The following is a 25399-nucleotide window of genomic DNA, read 5'->3' as shown; positions in this document are numbered from 1 at the left end:
ATGTTGTTGAGGGAGGGGCTGGGTTGGGTAATTTTTCATTCCACGGTTTTGATTGCAGTTTGCCGGAGGGCCAATAACAGTAGTTGATTGAATAGGAGAAACCGCTTGTTTCCATTGTTGTTCATTGAGGCAGTAAGTATGGGCCATCATATGAGCCGGAGTTAATCTTAAAATATCAGAACCGAAAATAACTTCTGGCGCTGGGGCATTGAAAATAGCTAATAAATGAGTATTATCAGCTGTAGCAATTTCATAATGCCACCACGCTTGTGGAATGTTGGCAACTTGCCCCGGTTTTATCGGTAAGTTTAATATTTGATTCGTAAATGGATTAAGTAAAGAAACAACAGCAGACCCTGAAATACAATAAACAAGTTCAGCTGCATTTTGATGAATATGTGGTTCTACAACATTTCCTGTACTTAAATAAATATCTAATAAAGAAGTATTTTCTAAAGTGTTTAATTGTTTAATACCAAGTACATTTATATAATTTTGGGCATCTTTCCGAAAAAAATTACTTTTATTTACATCATAAGTAAAATTGGTTGAGGGGGAGGTATAGTCGATGTTGGCAGTCAATTGTATTACCCGCCTTTCTATAGGTAAGTTAGGTTACAAAATTAGGATATGTGTCTAGTCTTTGTTTTGTGCTGTTGTCGGTAGCTTAATAAATTCACTTATTCCATAAAGAATAAAGTATAAAGATTAAACTATATTCGTATTCCCATTCATACTTTGGATTGATGGAAAAAAGTAATGAAAATGTTAATTTAAAAGTACATCAATCATTTATAAGGAGTGAATGTTCATGTCATTTAGTGAAATGATTAGAAATGAAGTACTCAGCTGGGCGGGTGTTTCTGAAAAACCGCATCGATTTGGTGGTATTGAAATAAATTATGGTAAGAAAGAACTTGGCCATCTTCATGGTGATAAATTAGCTGATTTACCATTTCCGAAGTTAAAGCGAGATGAATTAGTGAAGCAAGGATTGGTAAAACCACATCACGTATTACCTGAATCAGGATGGATCAGTTATTATATAAAGAGTGAAGAGGATATTCCATTTGCAATTGAGTTATTTCGTATGCAATATGACCGAATTAAAAAGTAATGAAATAAAGTAGGGTAATAAAAATTTATTTTCATGTCACATCCCTCCTTAATCGTTCGTCTTGTATGTAGAACGATAAGGAGGGATTTTATTATGAATACATTTGATGTAGCAATTGTTGGCGGTGGGCTTGCTGGATTAACAGCATCTATATATTTAGCGAAAGCTGGAAAGAAAGTGATTGTATTAGAAAAATCCAGTCAATTCGGTGGCCGAGGGATGACTATAAATAAAAATGGAATCTGCATGAATCTTGGTGCACATGCTTTATATAGAGGCGGGGCAGCGTTTATAACTTTTAATGAGCTCGGTTTGAATCTTCCAGGTGGAATACCATCTACAAAAGCACATGGAATATGGAAAGGGGATATATTCACCATCCCAACAGATTTTCGCTCAATTTTATCAACACCACTACTTTCGTGGTCTGCAAAAGTACAATTCTCACGTCTTATGATTCGTTTAGGAAATTTAGATGTAGGAGAAGTTCCGAAAATGAGTCTAACTACATGGGCAGAAAATGAAATAAAAGATCCAATGGTTCGTAATATATTTTATGCGCTATGCCGGACAACAACATATACGTTTGCTCCTACAATACAATTAGCATCATCTGTACTAAAGCAAATACAGCTTTCTATAAAAGAAGGAGTGCTTTATGTAGATGGTGGTTGGGAGACGATAATAACAAAATTAAGAGATTTAGCGAATGATGTCGGGGTAAAATTTTTGGCTAAAAAGCATGTTTTGGAAATAGAGCATTATGAAGATAAACAAAGAATACATTGTGTTGATGATGAGGTTTTTGCAGTAGATACAGTCATCGTGACGACTCCGCCAAAAGAGGCTTGTAAAATAATAAAAGGTGCAGAAGGAACAAGTTTGCATAGATGGAATGAACAATCGGTACCGGTTACTGTTGCTGCATTAGATATTGGCTTGAGACAATTACCCAATCCTACACATCAATTTGTATTAGGATTAGATCAACCTATATTTTTCACAAATCAATCGAGAGCAGCTAAATTAAGTGAAGATGGATCAATTGCAGTGAGTCTAATTAAGTACCATAATCCTATGCTAGAGATGAATCATATTCATGAAGATAAAGAACAGTTGGAAAGTACGATGGAGTTGTTACATCCAAATTGGAAAAGAGAAGTTGTTGCACAGCAATATTTACCGAAAATAACAGTAGTACATGATTTTCCTCATATTGACCGTGTTGAAAAGCCGGGTCCTAATATACCTGAAATGCCAGGTGTTTATGTTGCAGGAGATTGGGCAGGGCATGATGAAATATTAGCTGATGCTGCGGTAGCAAGCGGGAAACGAGCAGCGTTACACATTTTAAAGCAATATGAAAGTGAGGCAGTTCATCATGGAAACGGAGCAGTTATATGAAGCGTATCAACCATTATTATTTTCGTTAGCATACAGAATCCTTGGGAGTGTTATGGATGCTGAGGATATCGTTCAGGATGTATTTATCTCGCTAAATAATATAGAAGATCCTCAATCTATAGAAAATATGAAAGCATATTTATGTAAGATGGCGACAAATCGTTCAATTGATAAATTACGATCGGCAGCGCATAAACGTAACGTGTATGTAGGGATGTGGTTACCAGAGCCACTTGTAGACGAGAGTGATGAGCCATCAAAGTCATTTATAATGAAAGAATCCCTTTCCACCGCATATTTATTACTTTTACAACAACTATCTGAGGTAGAAAGGATTGTTTTCATATTAAGAGAGGTTTTCAGTTATGAATACGAAGAAATAGCTTCAATTGTTGATAAGAGTAGTGTGAACTGTAGAAAAATCTTTCAACGTGCACGAAAAAGCATGTTGGAGAAACCGAAGCAATCAAAATTAAGCACGGAGAAAATGGCTTCTTATGTTGAAAAGTTTGTAGCATCATTACAGTGTGGGGATACGGAAGGTATGTTGGAAGTATTAAAAACAGATGCTATATTCAAAGCTGATGGTGGCGGTAAAGTTACAACTGCGATCAATCCGATTTATTCTGCAGATCGAATTATTCGCTTGTTCTTTGGGATTGCACAACGATTGACAGAAGAGTACACTGTTGATTTTAAAATGGTAAATGGTATACCAGGAGTTATAGTTACAATAAATAATAAAGTAACGTATGTTCTTTCGTTTGCATTTGAGGATGAGAAGATTTCAAATATTTATATGATGGTTAATCCTGAAAAACTTATGCATTTAAATGTAAAAATATAAAAAAGCGCATTTCTTTAGAAATGCGTTTTTTTATTATTTTTCTAACATTTCAAGAGGTACATCTTTTTCGCCAGCTACCTCAAATTTAATTTCCCCGTCTTCTTCATAAATACGTGTAATAATCGGTATAGTAATCATTAATTTTTTATGCTGCTTTCGTTTTCGAGCAGCATCTAAGCTAATCACGTTCATTTGTAAGCATCCTTTCTTCTGGAAATATATAAACAAAGAAAATGCGTCCGAAAAGGGCGCTTAATTGAATTTGAAATACCGATTCATTTAAATGGGGTTTATATAATTTAATAACTGCAATTTTAATATGAAATAATATGAATGGAATAATTGCACGTAGAAATTAACTTTACCAAAAAACGAAACAATATGCTATAAAAAATTATAAATCTTTGTCATATAACGGGAAAAAGGATTTCGTTTCGCATATAATAAAAGTAGACGGGCAGCAAGAGCTTTTTCATCATATTGCTTGGAAAGGCGATGAAAAGAATGGATACGTTAGATTCATTATTACTTCAACTTGAACAATATGGAGAAGAGCATGATCGGAATAAAAAAATACGGGAAGAAAAATTACGGAATATTTCTCGTGAGATGGGGCAATTTTTATCAATTTTAGTAAAAGGGTGTAATGCAAAAAACATTTTAGAAATCGGAACTTCTAATGGTTATTCTACATTGTGGTTAGCTAATGCGGTAGAAGAAACAAATGGAAATGTAACAACTGTAGAGCTTTCTTCAGAACGAGTTGGAGAGGCACTTGTCAATTTTGAAAAGGCAAACCTTTTACAAAGGATTGATGTTCACAATCAAGAAGCAGGGGCATTTTTAGATTCACAACTAGATGATTCATTTGATTTTATTTTCCTAGATTCAGAGCGTACGCAATACATGTGGTGGCTTGAACATATAAAACGCATTTTACAACCACAAGGTCTTCTTGTTGTCGATAATGCTACTTCTCATGCGAGTGAATTAGTTGAGTTTATAAAAATGATTGAAGAAGATGAAATGTTTGAAACAGTATTATTGGCATTTCAAAAGGGTGCATTTGTAGCGCGTAAGAAGAAATAGGATTGAGTGTAATATAATTATCACATTGAAAAAGGGTGTATGTCAAAAGATTGCGTGCAGTAGTATGGGAAGGACGTAATTTATATACGTAACATACGAAGAATCCGCCTTCAGCATGTCGGTCTCTAGGTCTTAAGTCTGAGGAAAATTATGTTGTTTACAGGTATACTTATAGTAAGAAACAGGGAATGACTGCATAAGCAGGTATTTCTTGAAAATTGATTTCATATAGGCTGTTTGCAAATGAAATACAATATATTAGATGAAATATAGTGCACATAAATTCGCACATATAAATAAAGGAGCGATTTTGTTGACTGAACTCGAGAAAAAAGAACCCGTATCAATTGTGAAAGATAATAATGTAGAAGTAGTAGTTGATACAGTTATAAAAGATGAAGAACTTGATGAATTAAATAAAGAAGCCGATCTTTATGTACAAAAGTTAAATAGCGAGCAAAATACAGATTTATCGAAAGTATTGTCGCAGCTAGGAGATTTGGGGGATAAAGAACAACAAGCAGCAGGACAAACGTTATCAGCATTAAAACGTCCTGTCACAGCGATGATGAATGGAAAGAATGAAGAAATTCCAAATACATTGTTAGAATTACGCAAAGTAGTATCAGAGCTTGATCCGAATTCATTAAAAGCAAGTGGTATGAAGAAAATTATGTTTAAAGTATTTAAGAAAAATCCACTTGAAACATACGTGCATAAATATCAATCTATAGATAAGCAAATTGAGGAAATTATTAGATCCCTTCTAATTGGTCGTGATAACTTACAAGAGGATACAGTTGGTCTTGAAATGTTAAAAGAACAATCGCACGATAAAATTCATGCTCTTGATAAACAAGTATACTTAGGGAAAAAGCTTGCTGGCATGCTTGAAGCTGAGAAACAAAACCCAGAGCGTCAAAGGGATATTCCGTTAATTAACGATGCATTAGAAAAGATACTTGTACGTACACGTAATATGCAGCAAGCGAAAAGTGTATTATTACAATCTATAGCTTCTGTAGACATCATTAAGAAAAATAATGAAAAATTAACAGAGGCAATACGTAATGCGATTACGATGACGCAAAACGTTGTAACAGTTTCAGCTGCTATTCAGCTTGCATTAACGAATCAACGTAAAACAATTGATGCAGTAAATGCGACGAATGAAGCAATTGAATCGATGGTATTAAGTAATTCTCAAGCGTTAAAACAAAATACAGAAGAAACGACGAAATTGCTTGAAAACCCTGCTATTAGCATGGATAAATTACGTGAATCATTCCAAAATGTGTTCGCTGCAATTGAAGCATCTGAAAAATCGTCAGAACGTATTATTGAGTCAAGCAAGAAGTTCGTTATTGAACTAGACACATTTAATGATGAGATGAAGCAGAAACTCATTCAGCGTCCAAGGAAATAACTGATTATTAGAGGAGGTGAACAAATGAGTTTCATTCAAACAGTACTATTACTACTTGGTACATTGCTTTTAATAGCATTTACTGTCGTTGTTTTAGTCGTATACTTCGGGCGGAAACTGTATTTTTCATGGACGAAGCCATATAAAAGAGCGCAAGATTCTCTAGATAAGATATCAAACAAATCAATACCGTTTCTACAAGAATTTACACAACATCCACTGTTTTATCGCTGGATTCGCACCGAAGGAAAGAAAGAACAAAATACATTAAATACTCTATTTTGTGCATCAGGTCAACGTACGAGAGAGCAAGTCTTCTCGATGTTACCGAAAGAAAAGCAGAAAAAAGTGCATGTAATGGCAAAAACTACGAAAAAGCTTACGAATGAAGATATTGATGTGGCTGCGATGAAAGTGAAAGATTTCTTAAGACAAGAAACGCAGCAAACTGTAAAACCGACAGACTTATCATTTTACAAATTGTATTTTTATGACCGTTATCCAGACGCATTAAATACAATTCAAGCGTATAAATGCTCAATAAATCCTTCATTACAAAGAACGGTTGATGATATTACAATTTCAGTATTAAATGCACTTCCGTACTATCAAGAGCAACGCATGTTTGAACAACAACATAAACTTGAAACATTCTTAATGAAAGATTTAACGGCCATGTTATCGTTGGTAGTACAATTACCACCTTCACAAAGACCAGAGAAGGAAGAAGAACTGAAGATCTACTTGGAAAATTTCAAAAAAGAAATGGAAGTAGTAGAGCGAGATATTCGCGACTCGATTGATCACGATTTAAATGTGAAGATGAGAGCAGCGACTGAGAAGTTTAAGAATAAATAACAAAAAGCGCCTTAAAAGCTAAATAACACAGCTTTAAGGCGCTTTTTTTATGAGGTTTTATTTTGCTCTAACGGTAGTATGACTAGAAGCCACACTTTCATTATGCAATCGATCAACTGCAGTTACGACATACGTATACGTTTCTCCAGAAATAGCGGTTTTATCTACATAAATTTCTCCAAGTTTTGTTTTTCTTACAGTAGTAAGTAAATTTTTGGGGTTTTGTATATCCACTTCATTTTTCCCATTCACGCGGTAAATAGCGTAATAAGCAGAATCATTATCTCTATTGTCAATGATACCGATTGCAATACCTTCATTTCTTGGAATGGCACCTTTTAAAGTTGGTTGTTTTGGTGGATCATGATCAAGCCAAGGCATAGGCGGGATTAATGCAGGATGTTTATATATGTTTTTTGAAAGTCTATCTTTAACTCCGAGTGGATTGTTATTAATATCTTTTAAGCTAAAATGCATACTACCTTTTATATCAGGATATAGCCGGTTTAATGCAATTTGTTTTGGATATTCTTCTGGATCAGACCAAGCAGGGACGGAGTTATTATTAATTTTATAGGCCGCTTGACCGATGTATAGGTGAAGCGGTTTGTTATTTGTTTCTTTAACCCACCAATCTACTAATATGTCATATGCAGCTGGGGTGAAACCTATATTCCAATATATTTGCGGTGTAATGTAGTCAATATATCCTTTTTGTATCCACTCACGTGTGTCAGCATAAAGGTCATCATAGTTTCTTTGGCCTGCGGTTGTGTTAGAGCCAGTGGGATCGTCAGCTATATTTCGCCATACGCCGAACGGACTAATGCCAAACTTTACATATGATTTTTCTTGTTTTATAGCAGTATTTAAATCTTTTACAAGTTCATTTACATTATTACGTCGCCAATCTTCTATATTTGTAAATCTACCATTATTATATGTTTCGTATGTTTTCTGATCTGGAAATTCTTCACCGGCTACTTTATATGGGTAAAAATAATCATCCATATGCAGCGCATCAATATCGTAATTTTGTACGATTTCTAAAGCGCCTTCTGTTATAAATTTTTTCACTTCCGGAATACCGGGATTGTAATATAACTTTCCGCCATAAGTGACAACCCAATCGGGATGTTGCCTTGCAGGGTGATTATTTGATAATCGATTTATATCGGTGTGATTCATCGTTATTCGGTATGGGTTAATCCAAGCGTGGAATTCTATATTTCTTTTATGAGTTTCTTCAATCATAAATGCGAGCGGGTCATAACCAGGATCTTTTCCTTGTGTTCCTGTAATGTATTCAGACCAAGGACCGTAATTTGAAGGATAGAAAGCATCAGCGGTTGGTTTAATTTGTACAACAACTGCATTCATACCAGTGCTTTTTACATCGTCTAATAATCTTATAAATTCTTGTTTCTGTTTTTCAATGGGTAAGCCAGTTTTTGAGGGCCAATCAATATTCAGAACAGATGCAATCCATACAGCACGTAATTCATGTTTTTTGTACGTAGTATTTACTTCAGCATAAGTAAAGTGAGGGGGAATGAAAGAGAAAGGGATGAACAAGATGACGATACAACATATCATTAATAAACGTTTAACGATCATTTATACGCCTCCCTATCATATGATTATTTAAAATAATATATGAGGCGAGGTTGACTTTGCAATAGAGAAAAATGCATATTGAAACATTAATTTAATAGGAAAAATATTTTTAATGAAATTTACTTTCATTATAACTAAATTCATTTACTACTTCATATGCTTGTTAGTAAAGTGAAACTTCCTTTCATTTGAAGGGTAATAAATTATAAGTATAGGAGGATTAATAAATGAAAGTTTTGTTCGTCTGTTCTGGAGGAATGTCCAGTGCAATTGTTGTAAACGCTTTAAAAAAAGAAGCGGAGAAAAATGGTGTGAACATGGAAGTGCATGCAATTGGAACGAATGAGGTAGAGGAAGAAGTAAAGAATGGCTGGGATGTCGTAATGGTGGCACCTCAAATAAGACACCGATTTGACTCTGTAAAAAAATTTGCAGAGGAGGAATCTATTCCGTGTGGCATCATACCGCCGCAAGCATACACACCGCTTGGTGGCCCGACTTTATTAAAAACTGTAAATGAATTAATAAGTTAGGGGGAAACGTTATGAATAAGTTTGTCACGTTTCTTGATAAAAACTTATCTGGACCGATGGCAAGGCTTTCTGAGCAGAGACATTTACAAGCAATCCGTGATGGAGTTATTTCGGCGTTACCATTTATTATAGTAGGAAGCTTCTTTTTAATAGTAGCATTTCCACCACTGCCGAAAGATAGTTTCATATCAGTTTGGGCATTAAAGAATCAAACAAGTATATTGATACCATATCGTTTAACCATGTTTATTATGTCCTTATATATCGCATTTGGAATAGGATATAATTTAGCGAAAAGTTATAAATTAGATGCTTTATCAGGAGCACAGCTCGCGGTATGTTCACTACTTTTAACATTAACGCCTGAGTTAATTGATAAAAAAGGATTCATGCTTCCGATGACAAATCTCGGAGGTCATGGATTATTTGTGACGATGATTGTTTCTATTTTATCCGTAGAGATTTTAAGATTTTGTAAGAAGAAAAATGTAATGATTAAAATGCCAGAACAAGTACCGCCATCTGTATCGCGTTCATTTGAAGCACTTATACCTGCAGCATTCGTTATTATTATAATGAGTCTAGTAACTGTCGTTTTTAGCATTGATTTACACCATGTTGTTGATAAATTAGCAGCACCATTAGTAAAAGCTGGGGATAGTTACTTCGGTGTAATGATTCCAGTGTTTTTAATTACGTTTTTTTGGTCATTCGGAATCCATGGTGTGTCGGTTGTTGGAACTGTTGCTCGGCCATTATGGGAAGTATACCTAGGGAAAAATGGTGAAGCAGTTGCTAGTGGAGCAGATCAGTTGCCATTTATTTCACCAGAGCCGTTATATCAATGGTTTATATGGATTGGCGGTTCTGGTGCGACGTTAGGGCTTGTATTAGCTATGATTATATTTGGTCGATCGAAATATTCGAAAGCATTATCAAGAACTTGTATTGTTCCAGGGATTTTTAATATTAATGAACCAGTCATATTCGGATTACCGATTGTACTAAATCCAATTTTAATTATCCCATTTATCATTACACCACTTGTAACAGCAACTGTTGCATATTCAGCAACTGCGATGGGATTTGTAACACCAACGCATATTATGCCGCCATGGACATTACCTGCTCCAATTGGTGCATATTTAGCAACAGGTGGAGATTGGCGTGCGATTGTATTAGTTTTTATAAATATAGCAATATCGTTCCTTATTTATTTACCATTCTTTAAAATGTACGACAAAAATATGCTTGAAATTGAAAAGAATGGTGACGGGGAATCTGTTAATCCTTAATCTGCACGCTGTTATTTTGAGTGATAGACTTTTTGTCTATCACTTCTTTCACATTAAAACTAGAAAGGGGGAAATAGAATGAATATAAAATTTAGTTATAAAGGCGTATTTTTATTATTATTTGGAGTGATTTGTGCAAATTTACTTTTTGTCCCTTTATTAGGCATGCTAAATCTATCACAAATGCATAGTATATGGCTCGTTACAAGTATTGCGGCAAGCGTTTTGCTTACGGTAGTTGTTTCTTTCATTGATGGATCGTTTGCATCGAAAGCTCAGTTGTTTTTTAGATTTATATTGTTTTCGATTGGTTGTACGTTCGTTACTTACATGATTGTTTTTTAGTAAATAGGAGGTCATGCACGTTATGTATATTGCAGGGGTAATGTCTGGTACTTCATTAGATGGAATAGATGTAGCACTCGTTCATATAGAAGGAAGTGGTGTAGATTCTAAAATCGAACTCATCCATTTTACTACTGTTCCATTTTGTAATGATATGAAAAATGAGATCCAACAAGCGTTATCAATTGAAACTTCGAATGTCCAACTTATATGTAGTTTAAATTTTAAACTTGGTTTATGCTTCGCCAATGCTGTAAAGGAAGTTTGTAAAGAGGCCAATTTTCCTTTGAGACAATTAGATTTAATAGGCTCTCACGGACAAACGATTTATCATCAGCCAAAGCAAGAAGGGAATATTATTTCTTCAACATTGCAAATTGGGGAACCAGCAGTAATAGCATATGAAACGAACACGACGGTTATCTCGAATTTCCGAACGATGGACATGGCGGCAGGGGGACAAGGTGCACCACTTGTACCATATTCAGAGGTTATTTTATATCGGCATCAAACTAAAAATAGACTACTACAAAATATTGGCGGGATTGGTAATGTTACAGTTGTTCCAAGTAAACGAAGTAAAGAGAGTGTTATTGCTTTCGATACTGGACCAGGCAACATGGTAATCGATGAAGTATGTCAAAGATTATTTCATGTACCATATGATCAAAATGGTTGGATTGCAAAGGAGGGGGTAGTTGTAAATGAAATTTTAACATACTGTATGAACCATCCATTTTTGAACATGAAACCACCAAAATCAACAGGTAGAGAACAGTTTGGAGAAGCGTTTGTGACTGGATTATTGAATCGATTTAAAAAGCATAGTAAAGAAAATATATTGGCAACTGTCACGATGTTTACAGCATGTTCAATTGTTCATCATTATAAGGAGTGTATTTTACCGTATTATGACATTGATGAGGTGATTTTAGGTGGTGGTGGAAGTTATAATAATACACTTGTTGAAATGATACGGAATGGATTAAGAGAAGAGAAATGTAGTATATGTATACAAGAGGATATTGGTCATTCTTCAGCAGCGAAAGAAGCGATTGCATTTGCTATTTTAGCAAACGAAACGTATCATCGTAATCCGAGTAATGTGCCGAGCGCAACAGGTGCTAAGAATTCCGTGGTTTTAGGGAATGTAACATTCCCTCCAATATGTAAATGAAAATGAGGCGAACATATGAAGTATATGATTGGAGTAGATGGCGGGGGAACGAAGACAGAGGCAATTGCATTTGATCAAAATGGAAATGAAGTTGTAAGAGGTACGAGCAGATTTGGAAATGTATTAATAGATTTTGATCAGGCGCTTTTGCATATTATGGAAGCAATTAATCAATGCCAGAAGAATTTAATAAATGAGCATTGCGTTTGTATTTGTTTAGGATTAGCTGGTATAAGCGGAGCGAATACAAATGAATTAACATTACGTTTAAAAAAGAAATACGGAACAAAAATTGAAATTTTTAATGATGCAATGATCGCGCATGCAGCTGCTTTAAAAGGTAAGGATGGAATATTAACTATAGGTGGTACAGGTGCAATTTGTATAGGAAAGAAAGGAGAAGTATATCAGTATAGCGGTGGATGGGGACATATTTTAGGAGATGAAGGGAGCGGATATTGGATTGCATTACAAGCTTTAAAGAAAATGACAATTCAATTCGATCAAGGAATCAGCCTTTGTCCATTGAGTTTGAATATTCAAAGGCAGTTTCAACTTTTGACACCGTCTCATATAAAAAGCTTAGTATATACTTCTTCTAAAGATAAAATTGCAGCAATCGCACCATTAGTTATTCAGGAAGCGAGAAGTGGCAATGATGATGCGCATGAAATTATAATGCAAGCTGGAAAGGAATTAGCAAGGATTACAGTAAATGTTTATAACAAGTTGAACTTTAAGCACTCAACGCCAATTGCAGTAAGTGGGAGTATATTGCGTTGCGTTCCTGAAATATATGATGAATTTAAGAAATGCTGCGAGAAAAGTATAGGAGAAGGTACATTTATATCACAATCACAATCAGCAGTGAAAGGAACATACCATTTAATGAGGGATATATATTTTTAAAATTAGCGCATGAGAATTTTTGTATGATTTGTAAAAATATGATGTTAAAATGTATAAAGGGATGTATGTTAAAAACGTACAATATACGTAGTAATTGAATATTGTATATGTATTCCCATTTAGAAAGTGAATGATTACATGATTAATAGTATGCAGTTTTTATATTTGGTGGCTTCTTATTTAATTGGAAACATATTGACCGCTTATATAGTAACAAAATTGAGACATAACGTTGATATTAGGGATGAAGGAAGCGGAAATCCTGGCGCAAGAAATATGGGGCGCGTATATGGAAAAGGGTATTTCATCGCTACATTTTTAGGGGATGCGATTAAAGGGGCAATCGTTGTTACTGTTGCAAAATATCTTTTTGAAGATCCTACATTCATAATGTTAACATTATTGGCCGTTATTATTGGACATATTTACCCAGTTTTATTTAAAGGTAAGGGCGGTAAAGGTATTTCAACATTTATTGGAGGATTAATCGCATTTGATTATTTGATAGCGCTTACCCTCATAGGCATTTTTATTGTATTTTATTTAATATTCAAAGGATTTACGAAGCCAGGACTAATTACGATTGCTTGTTTACCAATTTGTATGATTCTTTATTCTTATTCTGTTGTTACGACTATTTTAAGTGGAATGATTATTGTACTTATTCTATATGTAAATCGAGAATAAAATAAATGTTTAATAAGTGGGGATAATCTCCACTTATCATTTTTTATTAAATAGATAAAGGAGATAAGGCATGGGGTTAATTTATAAAGTTGCTGATCAAGATTGGGAATTTGAAAGTATACATAAATTAAATTATAAAACTTTTGTAGAAGAGATTCCGCAACATGAAGAAACGAAAGACCGGTTTCGTATAGATCGGTTTCATGAAGAAAATACATATTTAATTTGTTTAGATGAGGATAGATTAGTAGGTATGGTCGCGGTGCGGGGAAAACGACCATTCTCGTTAGATTATAAAATTTCAAATTTAGATGTTTATTTGCAAGAGCATGGAGAAAAAGTGTATGAAATTCGTTTACTTTCAGTAGAACGTGAATATAGGAATGGAAGAGCGTTGTTAGGATTAATCCGTTTTCTACATCGTTATTTGCTTCTAAATGGATATGAATTAGCACTCATTTCTGCAACAACACGTGAACTAGCTTTATATGAGCAAATGGGATTCAAATCTTTCCATACGTTAGTTGGTACAGAAGAAGCAGCCTTCCAGCCAATGTATGTTACCCCTGCTATGTTTGAAGAATCGAGCGTTGGGGGGATTATGACGAAAGAATATACGTTTTTACCTGGTCCAGTAGATATTGAAGAGAACGTTCGAAAGGCATTTTCTACGCGGCCTATTTCGCATCGCTCTAAGTCATTTCAAGTGATGATGGACAATGTGAAAAAACGGTTACTTTACATGACAAAAGCAAAACATGTACAGCTTATGTTAGGAACAGGGACGTTAGCAAATGATGCGATCGCTTTACAGTTACGTTCTTTAAAAGGGAAAGGACTAGTATTAACAAATGGGGAATTTGGTAATAGATTAGTTGGACATGCAAAACGAGCACAGTTACATTTTGATACTTATAAAAAGGAAATGGGAGATCCATTTATTTATATCGAATTAGAAGAAATCATGACAACTGGAAATTATGAATGGCTTTGGTTTGTTCATCATGAAACATCTACTGGAATGTTAAACGATTTAAACGAGCTAAACACTCTTTGTAATGAGAATCAAATAAAACTATGTGTAGATTGCATAAGCTCAATTGGAGCAATACCATTAGACTTAAAGGATGTGTATTTTGCAAGTGGTGTTAGCGGTAAAGCGATTAAATCATATACAGGAATTTCTTTCGTTTTTCATAACCACATTGTAAAAATAAACGAGGCTGTGCCGGCCTATATGGACATTGGTATGTATGAAGAAAATGAAAGCATTCCATATTCTCATTCATGGAATTTAATTTATGCTTTGCAAGAAGCACTGAAGAGATTTGAAGATGAAAAAGTATATGTGAAAATTAAAGAGACATATGATTATATGGAAGAAGCTATTACTAGTATAGGATTAAAACTTGTTTCACCTAAAGAACATGCCGCGAAAATTATATTTACGATTCAATTAAGCGAAGGTCAGTCTTCTAAAACGGTAGGTGATGCGTTAGCTTTACAAGGATATATTGTCCATTATGAATCAGCGTATTTACAAAAGAATAACTGGATCCAAATTGCATGCCTGAATCATTATAAAGAACGTCATATGAAGAGGATGTTAAATTGTTTGCAAATGTGTTTATTTCAGAGTGGGGTACATATATAAAGACTTTTTCTTTTCGTATAAAGGAGCTACGACTTACGAAAACTTAGGAATAGAACATTGGAAGAGGTGTAAGTATGATAACTAGAAAACTACCATTACATATAGACGATATTAAAAAAGCTCACAAGATTCTAGATAGAAATGCTCGTAAAACGCCATTAGTAAAATCTTTTTACTTGACTAGTAAAACGGGCGGAGAAATTCATTTGAAATTAGAAAATATGCAATTAACGGGTTCTTTTAAATTCCGTGGCGCATTTAATAAAATGTCGCGGCTCACGGATCAAGAAAAAGAAAAAGGTGTAATTGCATGTTCAGCAGGTAATCATGCACAAGGAGTTGCATTATCTGCTCATTTACTCGGTATTAAGAGTAAAATTGTTATGCCAATTTCAGCACCGCAGGCGAAAGTTGAAGCAACTAGAGGATATGGATCTGAAGTGATTTTACATGGTGAAACCTTTGATGATGCAAAGGCAAAATGTGAAGAAATTATAAGGGAAACAGGTGAGACATACTTACATCCATATGATGATGTAGAGGTAATGGCTGGTCAAGGTACAATTGGATTAGATATTCTTGATGATATGTGGGATGTAGATACTGTCATTGTACCAATAGGTGGAGGCGGAATTATTTCTGGTATTTCTGTAGCATTAAAATCTTTTAATCCATCGATTAATATAATTGGTGTCCAAGCAGATAATGTTCATGGAATGAAGGCATCTTACGATAAAGGAGCAATTGTAGAACATTATGAGGCGCCTACTATTGCAGATGGTTGCGCTGTTAAAATACCAGGGGAATTAACATTTGAAATTGTAAAAGAATTAGTAGATGATATTGTAACTGTATCAGAAAAAGAACTGGAAGTAGCGATGAAAGATTTATTACAACGTGGGAAAGCTGTTGTAGAAGGTGCAGGTGCATTAGCAACTGCTGCACTTCTTGCAGGAAAAGTTGATAGCTATATAAAAGGAAAAAAAGTAGTAGCGGTTATATCTGGTGGGAACGTAGACTTACAGCGTATATCAAGTGTATGTGAGCACTTTTTTGTCGCTAATGAAGTGAAATAGTTTTATGAAAGAAGAGCTAAGAGAAATAATCTTAGCTCTTACTTTTTGTCTACCGTTTACTGTAAGTAGCAATAAATTTACTGTTTAATGAATGGTTTTATTTAAGCGTCAATTTTTACACATATCTTGAATGTTACAATAATTATTTCAATATTGTCGAAACATAAGCAGAAATTTAATATAATAGTTTTAATGTGCTAATGAGCGGTGAGGAGGGCAGGTCATGAATAAAGAAGAACAGGTCATGAACGGTTTCAGGGAATTATATAATAAGCTGGTTTGGCTTAATAAAGATAAGATGGAAGAAGGTCTTAAAGGTTTTAAGTCTTCTGAAGTTCACTGCATTGAATATATTGAAAACAATGCAGATTCTAACGTGACACAACTCGCAGAGGCTTTTTATGTGACTCGCGGTGCTATAAGTAGAATGACTAAGAAGCTCATACAAAAAGGCCTTGTTGAAAGTTACCAAAAGTCAGAAAATAAGAAAGAAATTTATTTTAAGCTTACCGAACAAGGGAAAGAAATTTATAAAATCCATGAAAATCTGCACAAAGAGTTTCAAGAGCGGGATAAAGCTGTATTTGAGCAAGTAACTGAAGAAGAATTCGACAGTATAATTAGCTTTGTGGAAAAGTATAGTAGACATTTGGATGCAGAAATAAAGAAACAAGGTATACATATTAAATCGTAATACATTTTAATAATGAAATGGCAGCCTTACTTTAATGAGAATAGGCTGCTTTTTTATCATGTTTTTTTGTTGACTAATCAACAAAACAGAGTTATCATTTTGTTGACGAAGCAACAAAAAGTTTTAAGGAGAGAAGTTAAATGTCTATATTTAGATCACAAAATGAAAGGAAAACTGAAAAAAACATAGATAAACATGCGTTACTATTCGGACTTATTTCTGTATTTCTTTGTGGTATAGGTTTCAGTATCATCATGCCTGTAGTCCCATTCTTAGTACAGCCATATACAAGTAATCCGGAAGAACAAGCATTAGTTGTTACACTACTAACTTCCGTATATGCGGCCTGCGTGTTTTTAGCTGCTCCAGCACTCGGGGTTTTAAGCGATAAGTATGGCCGTCGTCCATTCCTTTTAATATGCTTATTTGGTTCTGCAATTGGGTACTTGGTTTTTGGCATAGGAGGAGCTTTATGGGTATTATTTGCTGGACGCATAATAGAAGGAATAACAGGCGGGAGCATAAGTACTATCTTCGCATATTTTGCAGACATTATTCCAAAAGAGCAGAGAACGAAATACTTTGGATGGGTGAGTGCAGTTGTAGGTGCGGGAACTATCATTGGCCCAACCATTGGGGGGGTACTTGCCAAGTTTGGTGATACTATACCTATGTATTTTGGTGCAATCATAACGTTAATAAATGTTGTATATGGGATCAAATATATGCCTGAGAGTCTTGACAAAAATAATAGGTTGAAAGAGATTACTTTTGTAAGGTTAAATCCTTTTGCACAGCTAGCAAACATACTTTCCATGAAAAATTTAAAATGGTTACTTGTCTCAGCGTTTTTACTTTGGATACCTAACGGATCTTTACAAGCAATTTTCACGCAATTTACAATGGATACTTTCAGTTGGAAACCTGCATTAATCGGACTTATGTTTTCAATTTTGGGCTTTCAAGACATTGTTTCACAAAGTTTTATCATGCCAAAGCTTTTGATCAAGCTTAGTGATAAACAAATAGCAATTCTTGGGATGGTTTCGGAGATTATAGGATACAGTTTTATTGCGGCATCAGCTTTGTTTTCACTCTATCCACTACTTATCGTTGGGATGCTGATGTATGGTTTTGGGGATTCAATTTTCGGACCTTCATTCAACGGGATGCTTTCAAAGTCTGTTAGTTCTAGTGAACAAGGAAGGATTCAAGGTGGAAGCCAATCTATTCAAGCTTTAGCAAGAATGATTGGTCCTATTATTGGAGGGCAAATCTATGTATCGCTTGGTCATGCTGCACCTGCTTTTATGGGTGTGATCCTTATAGTCGCGGCAATAGCAGTTTTGTATAAGGGGACACATGCAACTGTATAACAGATAGAAATAAGAACAAATAAAAGGGTGCCAGAACTTAGGAATAAGTGCTGACACCCTATTTGTTTACGGTTTGAGGACTAAGAGAAATTCTTTTACTGTTTAGGAATTTATTCTGCAATGCTCTCATGGGAAATGACTAGATAGTTTAATTATGCTTGTGCTGAAGTAAATAATGACTCCATCTTTACTTTGCTCTTCTCTCGAATTTCAGCATCTGCGTGTCTCATAACGTATTTATGCGCTACAGCGATTGCTAAAACATCATCTAATAAGCCAATCCCAATAATAGCAGCTATATCTGGAATGAAATCGATTGTTAATACGTAATAAGATAAAGCGGCTAATATTATGAATTTCGCTTTAGTAGGTAATTCTTTCTTTTTCATTGTGTAGAATAAAATAATACTTTCATATACGCTGGATTTACCGAGGTTTACAGAGCTTTTTTTGAACTTTTTCCAAAGTGTCTGTTTCTCCATATAAACACTCCTTTTACAAAAACATAGATTTTTTAAAAGGATGGACAAAGAAGTGAGAGATTAATCAATTTTATTGTTTTTCTTAATTATATATTTCCATAAAAATAGGGGAATACCTGTTCAAAATAATATAATGTGGATTATGCAACGATTCACAGTGTTCCGTTACATAGTATATATATTGTAAGATGTATGTGGGTGATTTAGTTATTATTATGCATTTTATAAGCGGTATGGGGGAAGAAAAATGAAAATAATAGAACTACCAATTGAATTCGAATTTAACGGGCAAAAACAATGTATTTATCCAAGTTTAATTATATTACATAATGAATTAACGTTAGTTGATACAGGATATCCAAGTTTTTTACCTTTAATTGAAAATGCAATATTAAAACATGGATATGAGATGAAAAACTTAAAGAATATAATTATTACCCATTATGATGACGATCATATAGGATCTTTATATGATTTCAAAGTGAAATATCCAAATATTAATGTTATTGCTAGTGAAATTGAATCTAACTATATTAATGGTGATATAAAATCAGAGAGGTTAGTTCAAGCTGAAGAAATGTTAGAACGTATGCCAAATGAAGAAAAAGAATTTGGCAAATGGTTTATACAACAGTTAAAAAATATAAAACATATTTCCGTCGATGAAAAAGTACATGATGGTCAAATGATTTTGAATAATGAATGTCAAGTAGTGGCAACGCCAGGACATACCTCGGGGCATATTTCATTATATTTTCCGAATTTAGACTGTGTAATTACAGGAGATGCAGCGGTTCAAGAGAATCGAGAATTAGTTATAGCTAATCCGAATTTTTGTTTAGATATAGAAAGGGCGGAACAGTCTTTAAATAGGATTAAAAGTCTTAAAGCAGCACAGTATTATTGCTATCATGGAGGAAAACTTACTTTATAAAATAATGAAAACCGGTCTTTCCTAAATCGAAAAGATCGGTTTTTTAGTTCATATATTTTGCGATTTCAACCAAATCAGTAACATTATATTTCGGTAAAATTGAAATATATATATAAAGAAGAATATATATAATTTGAGCAAGGGTATAGGGGGGAGAAGATGGGTTCGTTATTTGATGTAATAGCAGATATCATTTTATTTTATCCTCGAAATGACATGAAATTGAAACACCATATCGCAAAATTAAGTGAATTAGAGTGGTTTTGAAATCTACATGAAGATCCGAAGTATACAAGTTTAATTTGGAGTAATAGAAAAATTAAGAAGTTCATTTTGTCTTCTACTAACATGGAAGCATTAATAAAATCTGAGAAAAAGCAAAAAGAATTTGTTCATCTAGTACAGGATGAATATAAAAAAAGAAGATAAGAATTTTTTTATTTTTCATATTTGGCGAAACAAATGGTACAATGAAAGCTAATGTGAAAAATAAGGAAAAGAAGTGGTCTATTTGAAAAACTTTTTAGAATTAGGAATTAGTGAAACTTTTAATCATACATTACGTGAAAATGGAATTACAGAAGCAACACCAATTCAAGAGAAGGCAATTCCTGTTATTATGTCAGGTAAAGATATTATTGGGCAGGCGAAAACAGGAACGGGTAAAACGTTAGCATTCGTGTTACCGATTTTAGAAAAAATCGATCCAGAGTCTAGTGATGTTCAGGCTTTAATTGTTGCACCAACAAGGGAACTAGCCCTGCAAATTACAACTGAAATTAAAAAAATGCTTGTTCAAAGAGAAGATATTAATGTACTAGCGATTTATGGTGGGCAAGATGTAGCACAACAGTTGAGAAAATTAAAAGGTAATACACATATTGTTGTTGCAACACCAGGAAGATTATTAGATCATATACGACGTGAAACAATTGATTTAAGTAATCTTTCAACGATTGTACTAGATGAAGCGGATCAAATGCTTTATTTTGGTTTCTTATATGATATTGAAGATATTTTAGATGAGACACCTGGTAGTAAACAAACGATGTTATTCTCAGCAACGATGCCAAAAGATATTAAAAAATTGGCGAAACGTTATATGGATGAGCCGCAAATGATTCAAGTACAAAGTGAAGAAGTAACGGTAGATACAATTGAACAGCGTGTCATTGAGACGACAGATCGTGCAAAGCCAGATGCACTTCGTTTTGTTATGGATCGTGATCAGCCATTTTTAGCAGTTATTTTCTGTCGTACAAAGGTTAGAGCAAGTAAGCTTTATGATAATTTAAAAGGACTAGGTTATAATTGTGCTGAACTTCATGGTGATATACCTCAAGCGAAACGTGAAAGAGTTATGAAGAGTTTCCGCGAAGCTAAAATTCAGTACTTAATCGCAACGGATGTAGCAGCTCGTGGACTTGATGTAGATGGTGTAACGCACGTATTTAACTTTGATATCCCTGAAGATGTAGAAAGTTATATTCACCGCATTGGCCGAACAGGACGTGCAGGTGGATCAGGTCTTGCAATTACGTTCGTTGCAGCGAAAGATGAAAAACATTTAGAAGAAATTGAAAAAACGCTTGGTGCACCAATACAAAGAGAAATAATCGAACAACCGAAGATAAAACGTGTAGATGAAAATGGAAAACCGGTACCAAAGCCGGCTCCGAAGAAATCAGGTCAAAATCGTCAAAGAGATAGCCGTGAAGGTTCAAGAAGTGAATCAAGACGTGATTCGAGAAATAGCTCAAGAAATGATTCAAGAAATAGTTCGAGAAATGAAAACAACCGATCATTTAATAAGCCAAGTAATAAAAAAGGTAGTACAAAGCAAGGTCAGCAAAGACGTGGCCGTTAAATAGTTATAATTGTAAAAGAGTCGCAAAATATTGTGGCTCTTTTTTTGTTTGTATACAACAAGGATGATGGCAAGAAAAAAACAAAAATTTCATTCACCGTATTTGAAATTTATAAAGGAAATTTTATAGTCCAAAACCATTAGAGCGAGGGTATTACTATCATTCAGCAGAACACTTTGGTTAAAAAAAGGTATTGAAGCGAGCGAGTATTTTCATTACACATTCCGCAATTATCGAAATAGAACAAGAGAAGTTTATGAAGGATTAAACTCGTATTGGTGTACGATCGTTGGAAACTGGAAAACTAATTTGTTAGTTTTGATCGATGAGGAACTCGAGAAGCAACACTGCCATCCTTATGAGGAAATTGCTTACGACGATGAAGGTAATGTAGTGATAATATGCGAAATAAGAAAAAAGGACTAGCAGTCGTACCTGCCGTCCTTTAATAGGAGAAAAAGTAATCTTGTTTAGAACTACGCATAAACAGAAAATCTGCTTGTAATTAGTTTTACCCTAAATATACGTGTCTATACAAAAAAGGGATAAGTAAAAAATACTTATCCCCGGAAGGGAAATCCCAAGCACAAAAATGGCTCGTATTGGTCTGCAGGTTCAAAAGTAGTATATGTAAAACGAAAAATCTCATACAAAAAGCAGACAACGATTTTGGTTGTCTGCCAGTGAGTTCAATGAGTTAGCTAATTGTGATAATTTGCATCCCCATTGCGAGAAGAGTGAAGCTGCTAGTTCAAATAGCTTGTTGGTATTATTTTCGATTTCTTAAAAAATATACAGAGAAAGCAGATAAGTGAAGAACCTACCTGCTTTTGCTGTAACAAAAGAAAGAGGTATTAGCCGTGGACACGGCGGCTTGAAAATAGTATGTATTTTTATTTGAAAAATATTCACGGGGTGAAGAAACGTGGAATGTTTGATAAAGGTGTTTGTGAAATTAATCGGCTAATTAGTAAAACAAAATAGTTATTTGGGAGAAAGAGAAAATGAATATGAGATGAATTGAAGCTGTTGAAGAATTATTTGAAGTGATGAAAGAATGCTTTTGGAACGGAACATCTTTAAAGGGTGAAGCTAATGATTTTAATATTGTATCTTGGCTGATTGAAGAAGCGACGCGTAAAACAAAATAAAGATTTCATCTTGTAGCAATGGGGAATAGATATGTGTACTTATTGGGGGAAAGTAGATAAAGAGTTCTTTAAGAGGCAAGAACCGGAACAAAATAAAAGAGCGGCTAGCAAAAGCTAACTGCTCAATACAAGGAGATACAGAGAAGACTACTTTAAATGAATGTTGGCATACAGCCTACATACAGTATTGACCGAATATTTATTTTAAATTCAATTTATTTAAAGTAAACATTCCAACAGATAAAATGGTTGCGCCTGCTACAGAACCTAGCCAGTCTCTCCAGCCTAATGTATTTAAAGATGCATCTGTTAAATCCGTAATTAAGAAGATAGCAAACATTAATACACCAAATGCTAAGCATCCCCAAAATGTTTGCAAATATTTAATCATTTTCTTTCGGAACTTGCTCATATAAATCACCCTTATTAATAATTTATATTTTTATAAATAAATTATCGCATGTGCAAAAATTAAAAGTACAAAATATGCAATATTACATATTGGAACTCAACAAAATACTCCATTGATAAGAACATAGATCGAACGGAGGGGAACCGTGTCGTATGAATCAATTGTCATTTTTTGAAGTCATCGATGTAAAGGAGATGCGCTGACTTGTGGTGAAGGAGCTGAAAAACTACAAAGTGTTGTGCGTCTGGATGAAGAATCGAGAAAAATAGGATCAAGCGGAGGGCATCGTTCTTTTCCTAAAATGAAAGATGACGATAAAAAACATGAGATACGTTTTAAACAAATTGAGCGTACGTTAAAAAATAAAAATTTATAAAGGAAATAGAAAGTAGGATGTTGTATATACAATAATAGGAAACTTTTTGCAAACTAAACATATAATTTTAATAGACCGACAGTCGGTCAGGTGGGAAGGAGAACTTGAATGCGAATTGTAAAGGAGTATGAGGAGCGTAGAAAGGAAATTTTAGAAACAGCTGAGCGTTTGTTTCTTACGAAAGGTTATACGAAAACAACCGTAAATGACATTTTAAAAGAAATAGGTATAGCAAAGGGGACGTTTTATCATTATTTTAAGTCGAAGGAGGAAGTAATGGATGAAATCATTATGAGGATTATTAAAGAGGATGTCACTAAGGCGAAAAGGATTGTCTCCAATCCCGATATCCCCGTTTTAGATAAGTTATTTAAAATTTTAATGGAACAATCACCAAAATCAGGAGACGTAAAAGAAAAAATGATTGAACAATTCCATCAACCGAATAATGCAGAAATGCATCAGAAAAGTTTAGTACAATCCATTATACATTTATCTCCTGTATTAACGGAAGTTTTAGAGCAAGGAATAGAAGAAGGCATATTTTCTACTCCATACCCACGAGAAACAATTGAATTATTACTCTCTTCAGCACAAGTCATATTTGATGATGGTTTATTCCAGTGGAAACCGGAAGAAATGATGAGAAGAGCTAAGGCTTATATTAAAATGATGGAAGTATCTGTTGGAGCGAAAGAAGGGTCCTTTGATTATATGATCGAGGTTTTAATGAAACAGAAATAGCTTTTTTCTGTTTGGGTATTATAGACCGGCAGTCGGTCTAGACTAAATGAAGGATGTGATGAGGATGCCAGCAAGTATTCAATCTTCCTTGAAAGATTTTCACTTAATGGTAAGTGGTCAAATTATTACTATTTTAGGTTCAACACTATTACGTTTTGCACTGTCTTTATATGTGCTAGATATAACAGGACGTGCCGATATATTTGCAGGGTTATATGCCATAACGAGTATCCCGTTTTTGTTAGCTCCTCTTGGCGGAGCGATAGCAGATCGTTTCAACCGCCGTAATGTAATGGTCATTTTGGATTTTATAAACGCTGCTATTGTATTAAGTTTTATAGTTTTGTTATTAACTGAATCGGTATCTATTTTATTGATTGGAACAATTATGTTTTTACTAGCAGTCGTTAGTGCAATGTACTCACCAGTTGTTATGGCAAGTATTCCGCAATTAGTTCCAGAGAAAAAGTTAGAACAAGCAAACGGTATCATAAATGGTGTGCAAGCATTATCTAATATAGTTGCACCTGTACTAGGAGGAATATTATATGGCATAATTGGTTTGAAAATGCTCGTAATAACAAGTTGTCTTGCTTTCTTTTTATCTGCGATTTTAGAAATGTTTATTACAATACCTTTTATAAAAAGAGCGCAAGAAAGCCATATCATACCGACAATTGTAAAAGATATGAAAGAAGGTTTTCTTTATGTTTTAAAGCAACCTTTTATTTTGAAGGCTATGTTACTTGCAGCTTTACTAAACTTAATTTTGACACCGTTATTTGTTGTTGGAGGACCTATTATGTTACGAGTAACTATGCAGAGTAGCGATACGATGTATGGAATTGGAATGGGATTAATTGATTTTGCAACTATATTAGGGGCGTTGTCAATTGGTTTCTTTGCTAAAAAGTTACAGATGAAAACATTATATAATTGGATGCTTATCATAGCTTTATTAGTAATGCCAGTGGCACTATCAGTTACACCGTTTATTCTTAATTTAGGATACTATCCACCATTTATCCTCTTTATACTTTCTTCTCTTCTAATCGCAATGATTATGACAATTGTATCCATCTATGTGATTACTGTAGTCCAAAAGAAAACACCAAATGAAAATCTAGGAAAAGTGATGGCAATTATAACAGCGGTATCTCAATGTATGGCACCGATTGGGCAAGTCGTTTATGGTTTTATGTTTGAAGGATTCAGTACGAAAAATTATTTACCTATATGTGCTATTAGTTTCATAATGATAATAATAGCGGTGGTGATGAAGAAAATATTAAGAAATGAAGGGAATTAGCTTCATATGATTAGGAGAA

General features: G+C 34.2%; 25 protein-coding genes and 1 pseudogene. 21 read left to right on the top strand and 5 right to left on the bottom strand.

Annotated features, from left to right (window positions below; translation table 11 throughout):
* The coding region (locus DN400_RS00465) for a cupin domain-containing protein (protein WP_098683867.1) at positions 1–582 on the bottom strand (582 nt) is incomplete at its 3' end.
* Positions 583–811: 229 nt separating this feature from the next.
* Here DN400_RS00465 and DN400_RS00460 point away from each other — a divergent pair.
* The 3 genes from DN400_RS00460 (at position 812) to DN400_RS00450 (ending at position 3368) form a co-directional block, all read left to right on the top strand.
* The gene (locus DN400_RS00460) at positions 812–1117 is read left to right on the top strand and encodes a luciferase domain-containing protein (protein WP_000010317.1); all 306 of its coding nucleotides are present in this window, start codon (positions 812–814) and stop codon (positions 1115–1117) included.
* Between the two features lie 93 nt (positions 1118–1210).
* On the top strand, positions 1211–2521 hold the full coding sequence (locus DN400_RS00455) for a phytoene desaturase family protein (RefSeq protein ID WP_097914550.1): 1311 nt from the start codon (positions 1211–1213) through the stop codon (positions 2519–2521).
* The gene (locus DN400_RS00450; protein WP_000447147.1) at positions 2499–3368 is read left to right on the top strand and encodes a sigma-70 family RNA polymerase sigma factor; all 870 of its coding nucleotides are present in this window, start codon (positions 2499–2501) and stop codon (positions 3366–3368) included. The genes DN400_RS00455 and DN400_RS00450 overlap by 23 nt, the downstream gene beginning before the upstream one ends.
* A gap of 33 nt (positions 3369–3401) precedes the next feature.
* Here DN400_RS00450 and DN400_RS29295 read toward each other — a convergent pair whose 3' ends face one another.
* Positions 3402–3560 (bottom strand): hypothetical protein, encoded by a 159-nt coding sequence (locus DN400_RS29295; RefSeq protein ID WP_001100984.1) that lies wholly within the window; start codon positions 3558–3560, stop codon positions 3402–3404.
* Between the two features lie 303 nt (positions 3561–3863).
* Here DN400_RS29295 and DN400_RS00445 point away from each other — a divergent pair, with 303 nt between their 5' ends.
* From DN400_RS00445 to DN400_RS00435, 3 genes are all read left to right on the top strand, one after another.
* On the top strand, positions 3864–4457 hold the full coding sequence (locus tag DN400_RS00445; RefSeq protein ID WP_063549302.1) for an O-methyltransferase: 594 nt from the start codon (positions 3864–3866) through the stop codon (positions 4455–4457).
* Positions 4458–4770: 313 nt separating this feature from the next.
* The gene (locus tag DN400_RS00440) at positions 4771–5883 is read left to right on the top strand and encodes a toxic anion resistance protein (protein ID WP_000137402.1); all 1113 of its coding nucleotides are present in this window, start codon (positions 4771–4773) and stop codon (positions 5881–5883) included.
* A gap of 24 nt (positions 5884–5907) precedes the next feature.
* On the top strand, positions 5908–6741 hold the full coding sequence (locus DN400_RS00435; protein WP_147801473.1) for a DUF3974 domain-containing protein: 834 nt from the start codon (positions 5908–5910) through the stop codon (positions 6739–6741).
* A 57-nt stretch (positions 6742–6798) separates the two neighbouring features.
* Here DN400_RS00435 and DN400_RS00430 read toward each other — a convergent pair whose 3' ends face one another.
* Positions 6799–8358 carry a glycoside hydrolase family 10-like protein gene (locus tag DN400_RS00430; RefSeq protein ID WP_147801472.1) on the bottom strand — a complete coding sequence of 520 codons (1560 nt, stop codon included), beginning with the start codon at positions 8356–8358 and terminating at the stop codon, positions 6799–6801.
* A gap of 227 nt (positions 8359–8585) precedes the next feature.
* Here DN400_RS00430 and DN400_RS00425 point away from each other — a divergent pair, with 227 nt between their 5' ends.
* From DN400_RS00425 to DN400_RS00380, 10 genes are all read left to right on the top strand, one after another.
* Positions 8586–8891: a PTS sugar transporter subunit IIB gene (locus tag DN400_RS00425; protein ID WP_000865907.1), complete on the top strand. Its 306-nt coding sequence runs from the start codon at positions 8586–8588 to the stop codon at positions 8889–8891.
* 11 nt (positions 8892–8902) lie between these two features.
* A complete protein-coding gene (locus DN400_RS00420) occupies positions 8903–10186 on the top strand; it encodes a PTS sugar transporter subunit IIC (RefSeq protein ID WP_001032277.1) in 1284 nt (427 codons plus the stop codon).
* A 78-nt stretch (positions 10187–10264) separates the two neighbouring features.
* Positions 10265–10531, top strand: coding sequence for a hypothetical protein (locus DN400_RS00415; protein ID WP_001021963.1), 267 nt, complete (start codon positions 10265–10267; stop codon positions 10529–10531).
* 22 nt (positions 10532–10553) lie between these two features.
* Positions 10554–11708 (top strand): anhydro-N-acetylmuramic acid kinase AnmK, encoded by a 1155-nt coding sequence (gene anmK / locus DN400_RS00410; protein WP_065228823.1) that lies wholly within the window; start codon positions 10554–10556, stop codon positions 11706–11708.
* A gap of 15 nt (positions 11709–11723) precedes the next feature.
* On the top strand, positions 11724–12617 hold the full coding sequence (locus DN400_RS00405; RefSeq protein WP_065228824.1) for a BadF/BadG/BcrA/BcrD ATPase family protein: 894 nt from the start codon (positions 11724–11726) through the stop codon (positions 12615–12617).
* Between the two features lie 138 nt (positions 12618–12755).
* Complete coding sequence (gene plsY / locus DN400_RS00400) at positions 12756–13304, top strand: glycerol-3-phosphate 1-O-acyltransferase PlsY (RefSeq protein ID WP_033692366.1); 549 nt, start codon at positions 12756–12758, stop codon at positions 13302–13304.
* 70 nt (positions 13305–13374) lie between these two features.
* Positions 13375–14958, top strand: a complete 1584-nt coding sequence (locus tag DN400_RS00395) for an aminotransferase class V-fold PLP-dependent enzyme (protein ID WP_065228825.1) — start codon at positions 13375–13377, stop codon at positions 14956–14958.
* A 74-nt stretch (positions 14959–15032) separates the two neighbouring features.
* A complete protein-coding gene (gene tdcB, locus DN400_RS00390; RefSeq protein WP_061661061.1) occupies positions 15033–16034 on the top strand; it encodes a bifunctional threonine ammonia-lyase/L-serine ammonia-lyase TdcB in 1002 nt (333 codons plus the stop codon).
* A gap of 223 nt (positions 16035–16257) precedes the next feature.
* Complete coding sequence (locus DN400_RS00385; RefSeq protein ID WP_001030901.1) at positions 16258–16728, top strand: MarR family transcriptional regulator; 471 nt, start codon at positions 16258–16260, stop codon at positions 16726–16728.
* 140 nt (positions 16729–16868) lie between these two features.
* Entirely contained in the window at positions 16869–18104 is a 1236-nt protein-coding gene (locus tag DN400_RS00380; RefSeq protein ID WP_098562695.1) for an MFS transporter, read from the top strand.
* Positions 18105–18256: 152 nt separating this feature from the next.
* Here DN400_RS00380 and DN400_RS00375 read toward each other — a convergent pair whose 3' ends face one another.
* Positions 18257–18586 carry a YkvA family protein gene (locus tag DN400_RS00375; RefSeq protein ID WP_000415089.1) on the bottom strand — a complete coding sequence of 110 codons (330 nt, stop codon included), beginning with the start codon at positions 18584–18586 and terminating at the stop codon, positions 18257–18259.
* A gap of 247 nt (positions 18587–18833) precedes the next feature.
* Here DN400_RS00375 and DN400_RS00370 point away from each other — a divergent pair, with 247 nt between their 5' ends.
* From DN400_RS00370 to DN400_RS00360, 3 genes and pseudogenes are all read left to right on the top strand, one after another.
* Entirely contained in the window at positions 18834–19520 is a 687-nt protein-coding gene (locus DN400_RS00370) for an MBL fold metallo-hydrolase (RefSeq protein WP_098205689.1), read from the top strand.
* A 159-nt stretch (positions 19521–19679) separates the two neighbouring features.
* A pseudogene (locus DN400_RS00365) lies at positions 19680–19949 on the top strand (hypothetical protein).
* Between the two features lie 73 nt (positions 19950–20022).
* The gene (locus DN400_RS00360) at positions 20023–21387 is read left to right on the top strand and encodes a DEAD/DEAH box helicase (protein WP_002152922.1); all 1365 of its coding nucleotides are present in this window, start codon (positions 20023–20025) and stop codon (positions 21385–21387) included.
* A gap of 1351 nt (positions 21388–22738) precedes the next feature.
* Here the strand turns inward: DN400_RS00360 and DN400_RS00355 are convergent.
* Entirely contained in the window at positions 22739–22951 is a 213-nt protein-coding gene (locus DN400_RS00355; protein ID WP_000033159.1) for a hypothetical protein, read from the bottom strand.
* A gap of 484 nt (positions 22952–23435) precedes the next feature.
* Here DN400_RS00355 and DN400_RS00350 point away from each other — a divergent pair, with 484 nt between their 5' ends.
* Together DN400_RS00350 and DN400_RS00345 are read left to right on the top strand one after the other, a co-directional pair.
* Complete coding sequence (locus DN400_RS00350; protein ID WP_065228827.1) at positions 23436–24071, top strand: TetR/AcrR family transcriptional regulator; 636 nt, start codon at positions 23436–23438, stop codon at positions 24069–24071.
* A gap of 64 nt (positions 24072–24135) precedes the next feature.
* Entirely contained in the window at positions 24136–25380 is a 1245-nt protein-coding gene (locus DN400_RS00345; protein WP_065228828.1) for an MFS transporter, read from the top strand.
* Positions 25381–25399: the final 19 nt, after the last annotated feature.

It is taken from the genome of Bacillus sp. AR8-1 (assembly GCF_008042345.1).
Taxonomy (GTDB): Bacteria; Bacillota; Bacilli; order Bacillales; family Bacillaceae_G; genus Bacillus_A; species Bacillus_A cereus.
The sequence above is the reverse complement of the archived record's forward strand: the minus strand, read 5'-3'. Positions and strand labels throughout refer to the sequence as shown.

Excerpts from the sequence above, each read along its gene's own strand:
- DN400_RS00460 (WP_000010317.1), top strand. The coding sequence starts at position 812 with ATGTCATTTAGTGAAATGATTAGAAATGAAGTACTCAGCTGGGCGGGT.
- DN400_RS00455 (WP_097914550.1), top strand. The coding sequence starts at position 1,211 with ATGAATACATTTGATGTAGCAATTGTTGGCGGTGGGCTTGCTGGATTA.
- DN400_RS00450 (WP_000447147.1), top strand. The coding sequence starts at position 2,499 with ATGGAAACGGAGCAGTTATATGAAGCGTATCAACCATTATTATTTTCG.
- DN400_RS29295 (WP_001100984.1), bottom strand. The coding sequence starts at position 3,560 with ATGAACGTGATTAGCTTAGATGCTGCTCGAAAACGAAAGCAGCATAAA.
- DN400_RS00445 (WP_063549302.1), top strand. The coding sequence starts at position 3,864 with ATGAAAAGAATGGATACGTTAGATTCATTATTACTTCAACTTGAACAA.
- DN400_RS00435 (WP_147801473.1), top strand. The coding sequence starts at position 5,908 with ATGAGTTTCATTCAAACAGTACTATTACTACTTGGTACATTGCTTTTA.
- DN400_RS00430 (WP_147801472.1), bottom strand. The coding sequence starts at position 8,358 with ATGATCGTTAAACGTTTATTAATGATATGTTGTATCGTCATCTTGTTC.
- DN400_RS00425 (WP_000865907.1), top strand. The coding sequence starts at position 8,586 with ATGAAAGTTTTGTTCGTCTGTTCTGGAGGAATGTCCAGTGCAATTGTT.
- DN400_RS00420 (WP_001032277.1), top strand. The coding sequence starts at position 8,903 with ATGAATAAGTTTGTCACGTTTCTTGATAAAAACTTATCTGGACCGATG.
- DN400_RS00415 (WP_001021963.1), top strand. The coding sequence starts at position 10,265 with ATGAATATAAAATTTAGTTATAAAGGCGTATTTTTATTATTATTTGGA.
- anmK (WP_065228823.1), top strand. The coding sequence starts at position 10,554 with ATGTATATTGCAGGGGTAATGTCTGGTACTTCATTAGATGGAATAGAT.
- DN400_RS00405 (WP_065228824.1), top strand. The coding sequence starts at position 11,724 with ATGAAGTATATGATTGGAGTAGATGGCGGGGGAACGAAGACAGAGGCA.
- plsY (WP_033692366.1), top strand. The coding sequence starts at position 12,756 with ATGATTAATAGTATGCAGTTTTTATATTTGGTGGCTTCTTATTTAATT.
- DN400_RS00395 (WP_065228825.1), top strand. The coding sequence starts at position 13,375 with ATGGGGTTAATTTATAAAGTTGCTGATCAAGATTGGGAATTTGAAAGT.
- tdcB (WP_061661061.1), top strand. The coding sequence starts at position 15,033 with ATGATAACTAGAAAACTACCATTACATATAGACGATATTAAAAAAGCT.
- DN400_RS00385 (WP_001030901.1), top strand. The coding sequence starts at position 16,258 with ATGAATAAAGAAGAACAGGTCATGAACGGTTTCAGGGAATTATATAAT.
- DN400_RS00380 (WP_098562695.1), top strand. The coding sequence starts at position 16,869 with ATGTCTATATTTAGATCACAAAATGAAAGGAAAACTGAAAAAAACATA.
- DN400_RS00375 (WP_000415089.1), bottom strand. The coding sequence starts at position 18,586 with ATGGAGAAACAGACACTTTGGAAAAAGTTCAAAAAAAGCTCTGTAAAC.
- DN400_RS00370 (WP_098205689.1), top strand. The coding sequence starts at position 18,834 with ATGAAAATAATAGAACTACCAATTGAATTCGAATTTAACGGGCAAAAA.
- DN400_RS00355 (WP_000033159.1), bottom strand. The coding sequence starts at position 22,951 with ATGAGCAAGTTCCGAAAGAAAATGATTAAATATTTGCAAACATTTTGG.
- DN400_RS00350 (WP_065228827.1), top strand. The coding sequence starts at position 23,436 with ATGCGAATTGTAAAGGAGTATGAGGAGCGTAGAAAGGAAATTTTAGAA.
- DN400_RS00345 (WP_065228828.1), top strand. The coding sequence starts at position 24,136 with ATGCCAGCAAGTATTCAATCTTCCTTGAAAGATTTTCACTTAATGGTA.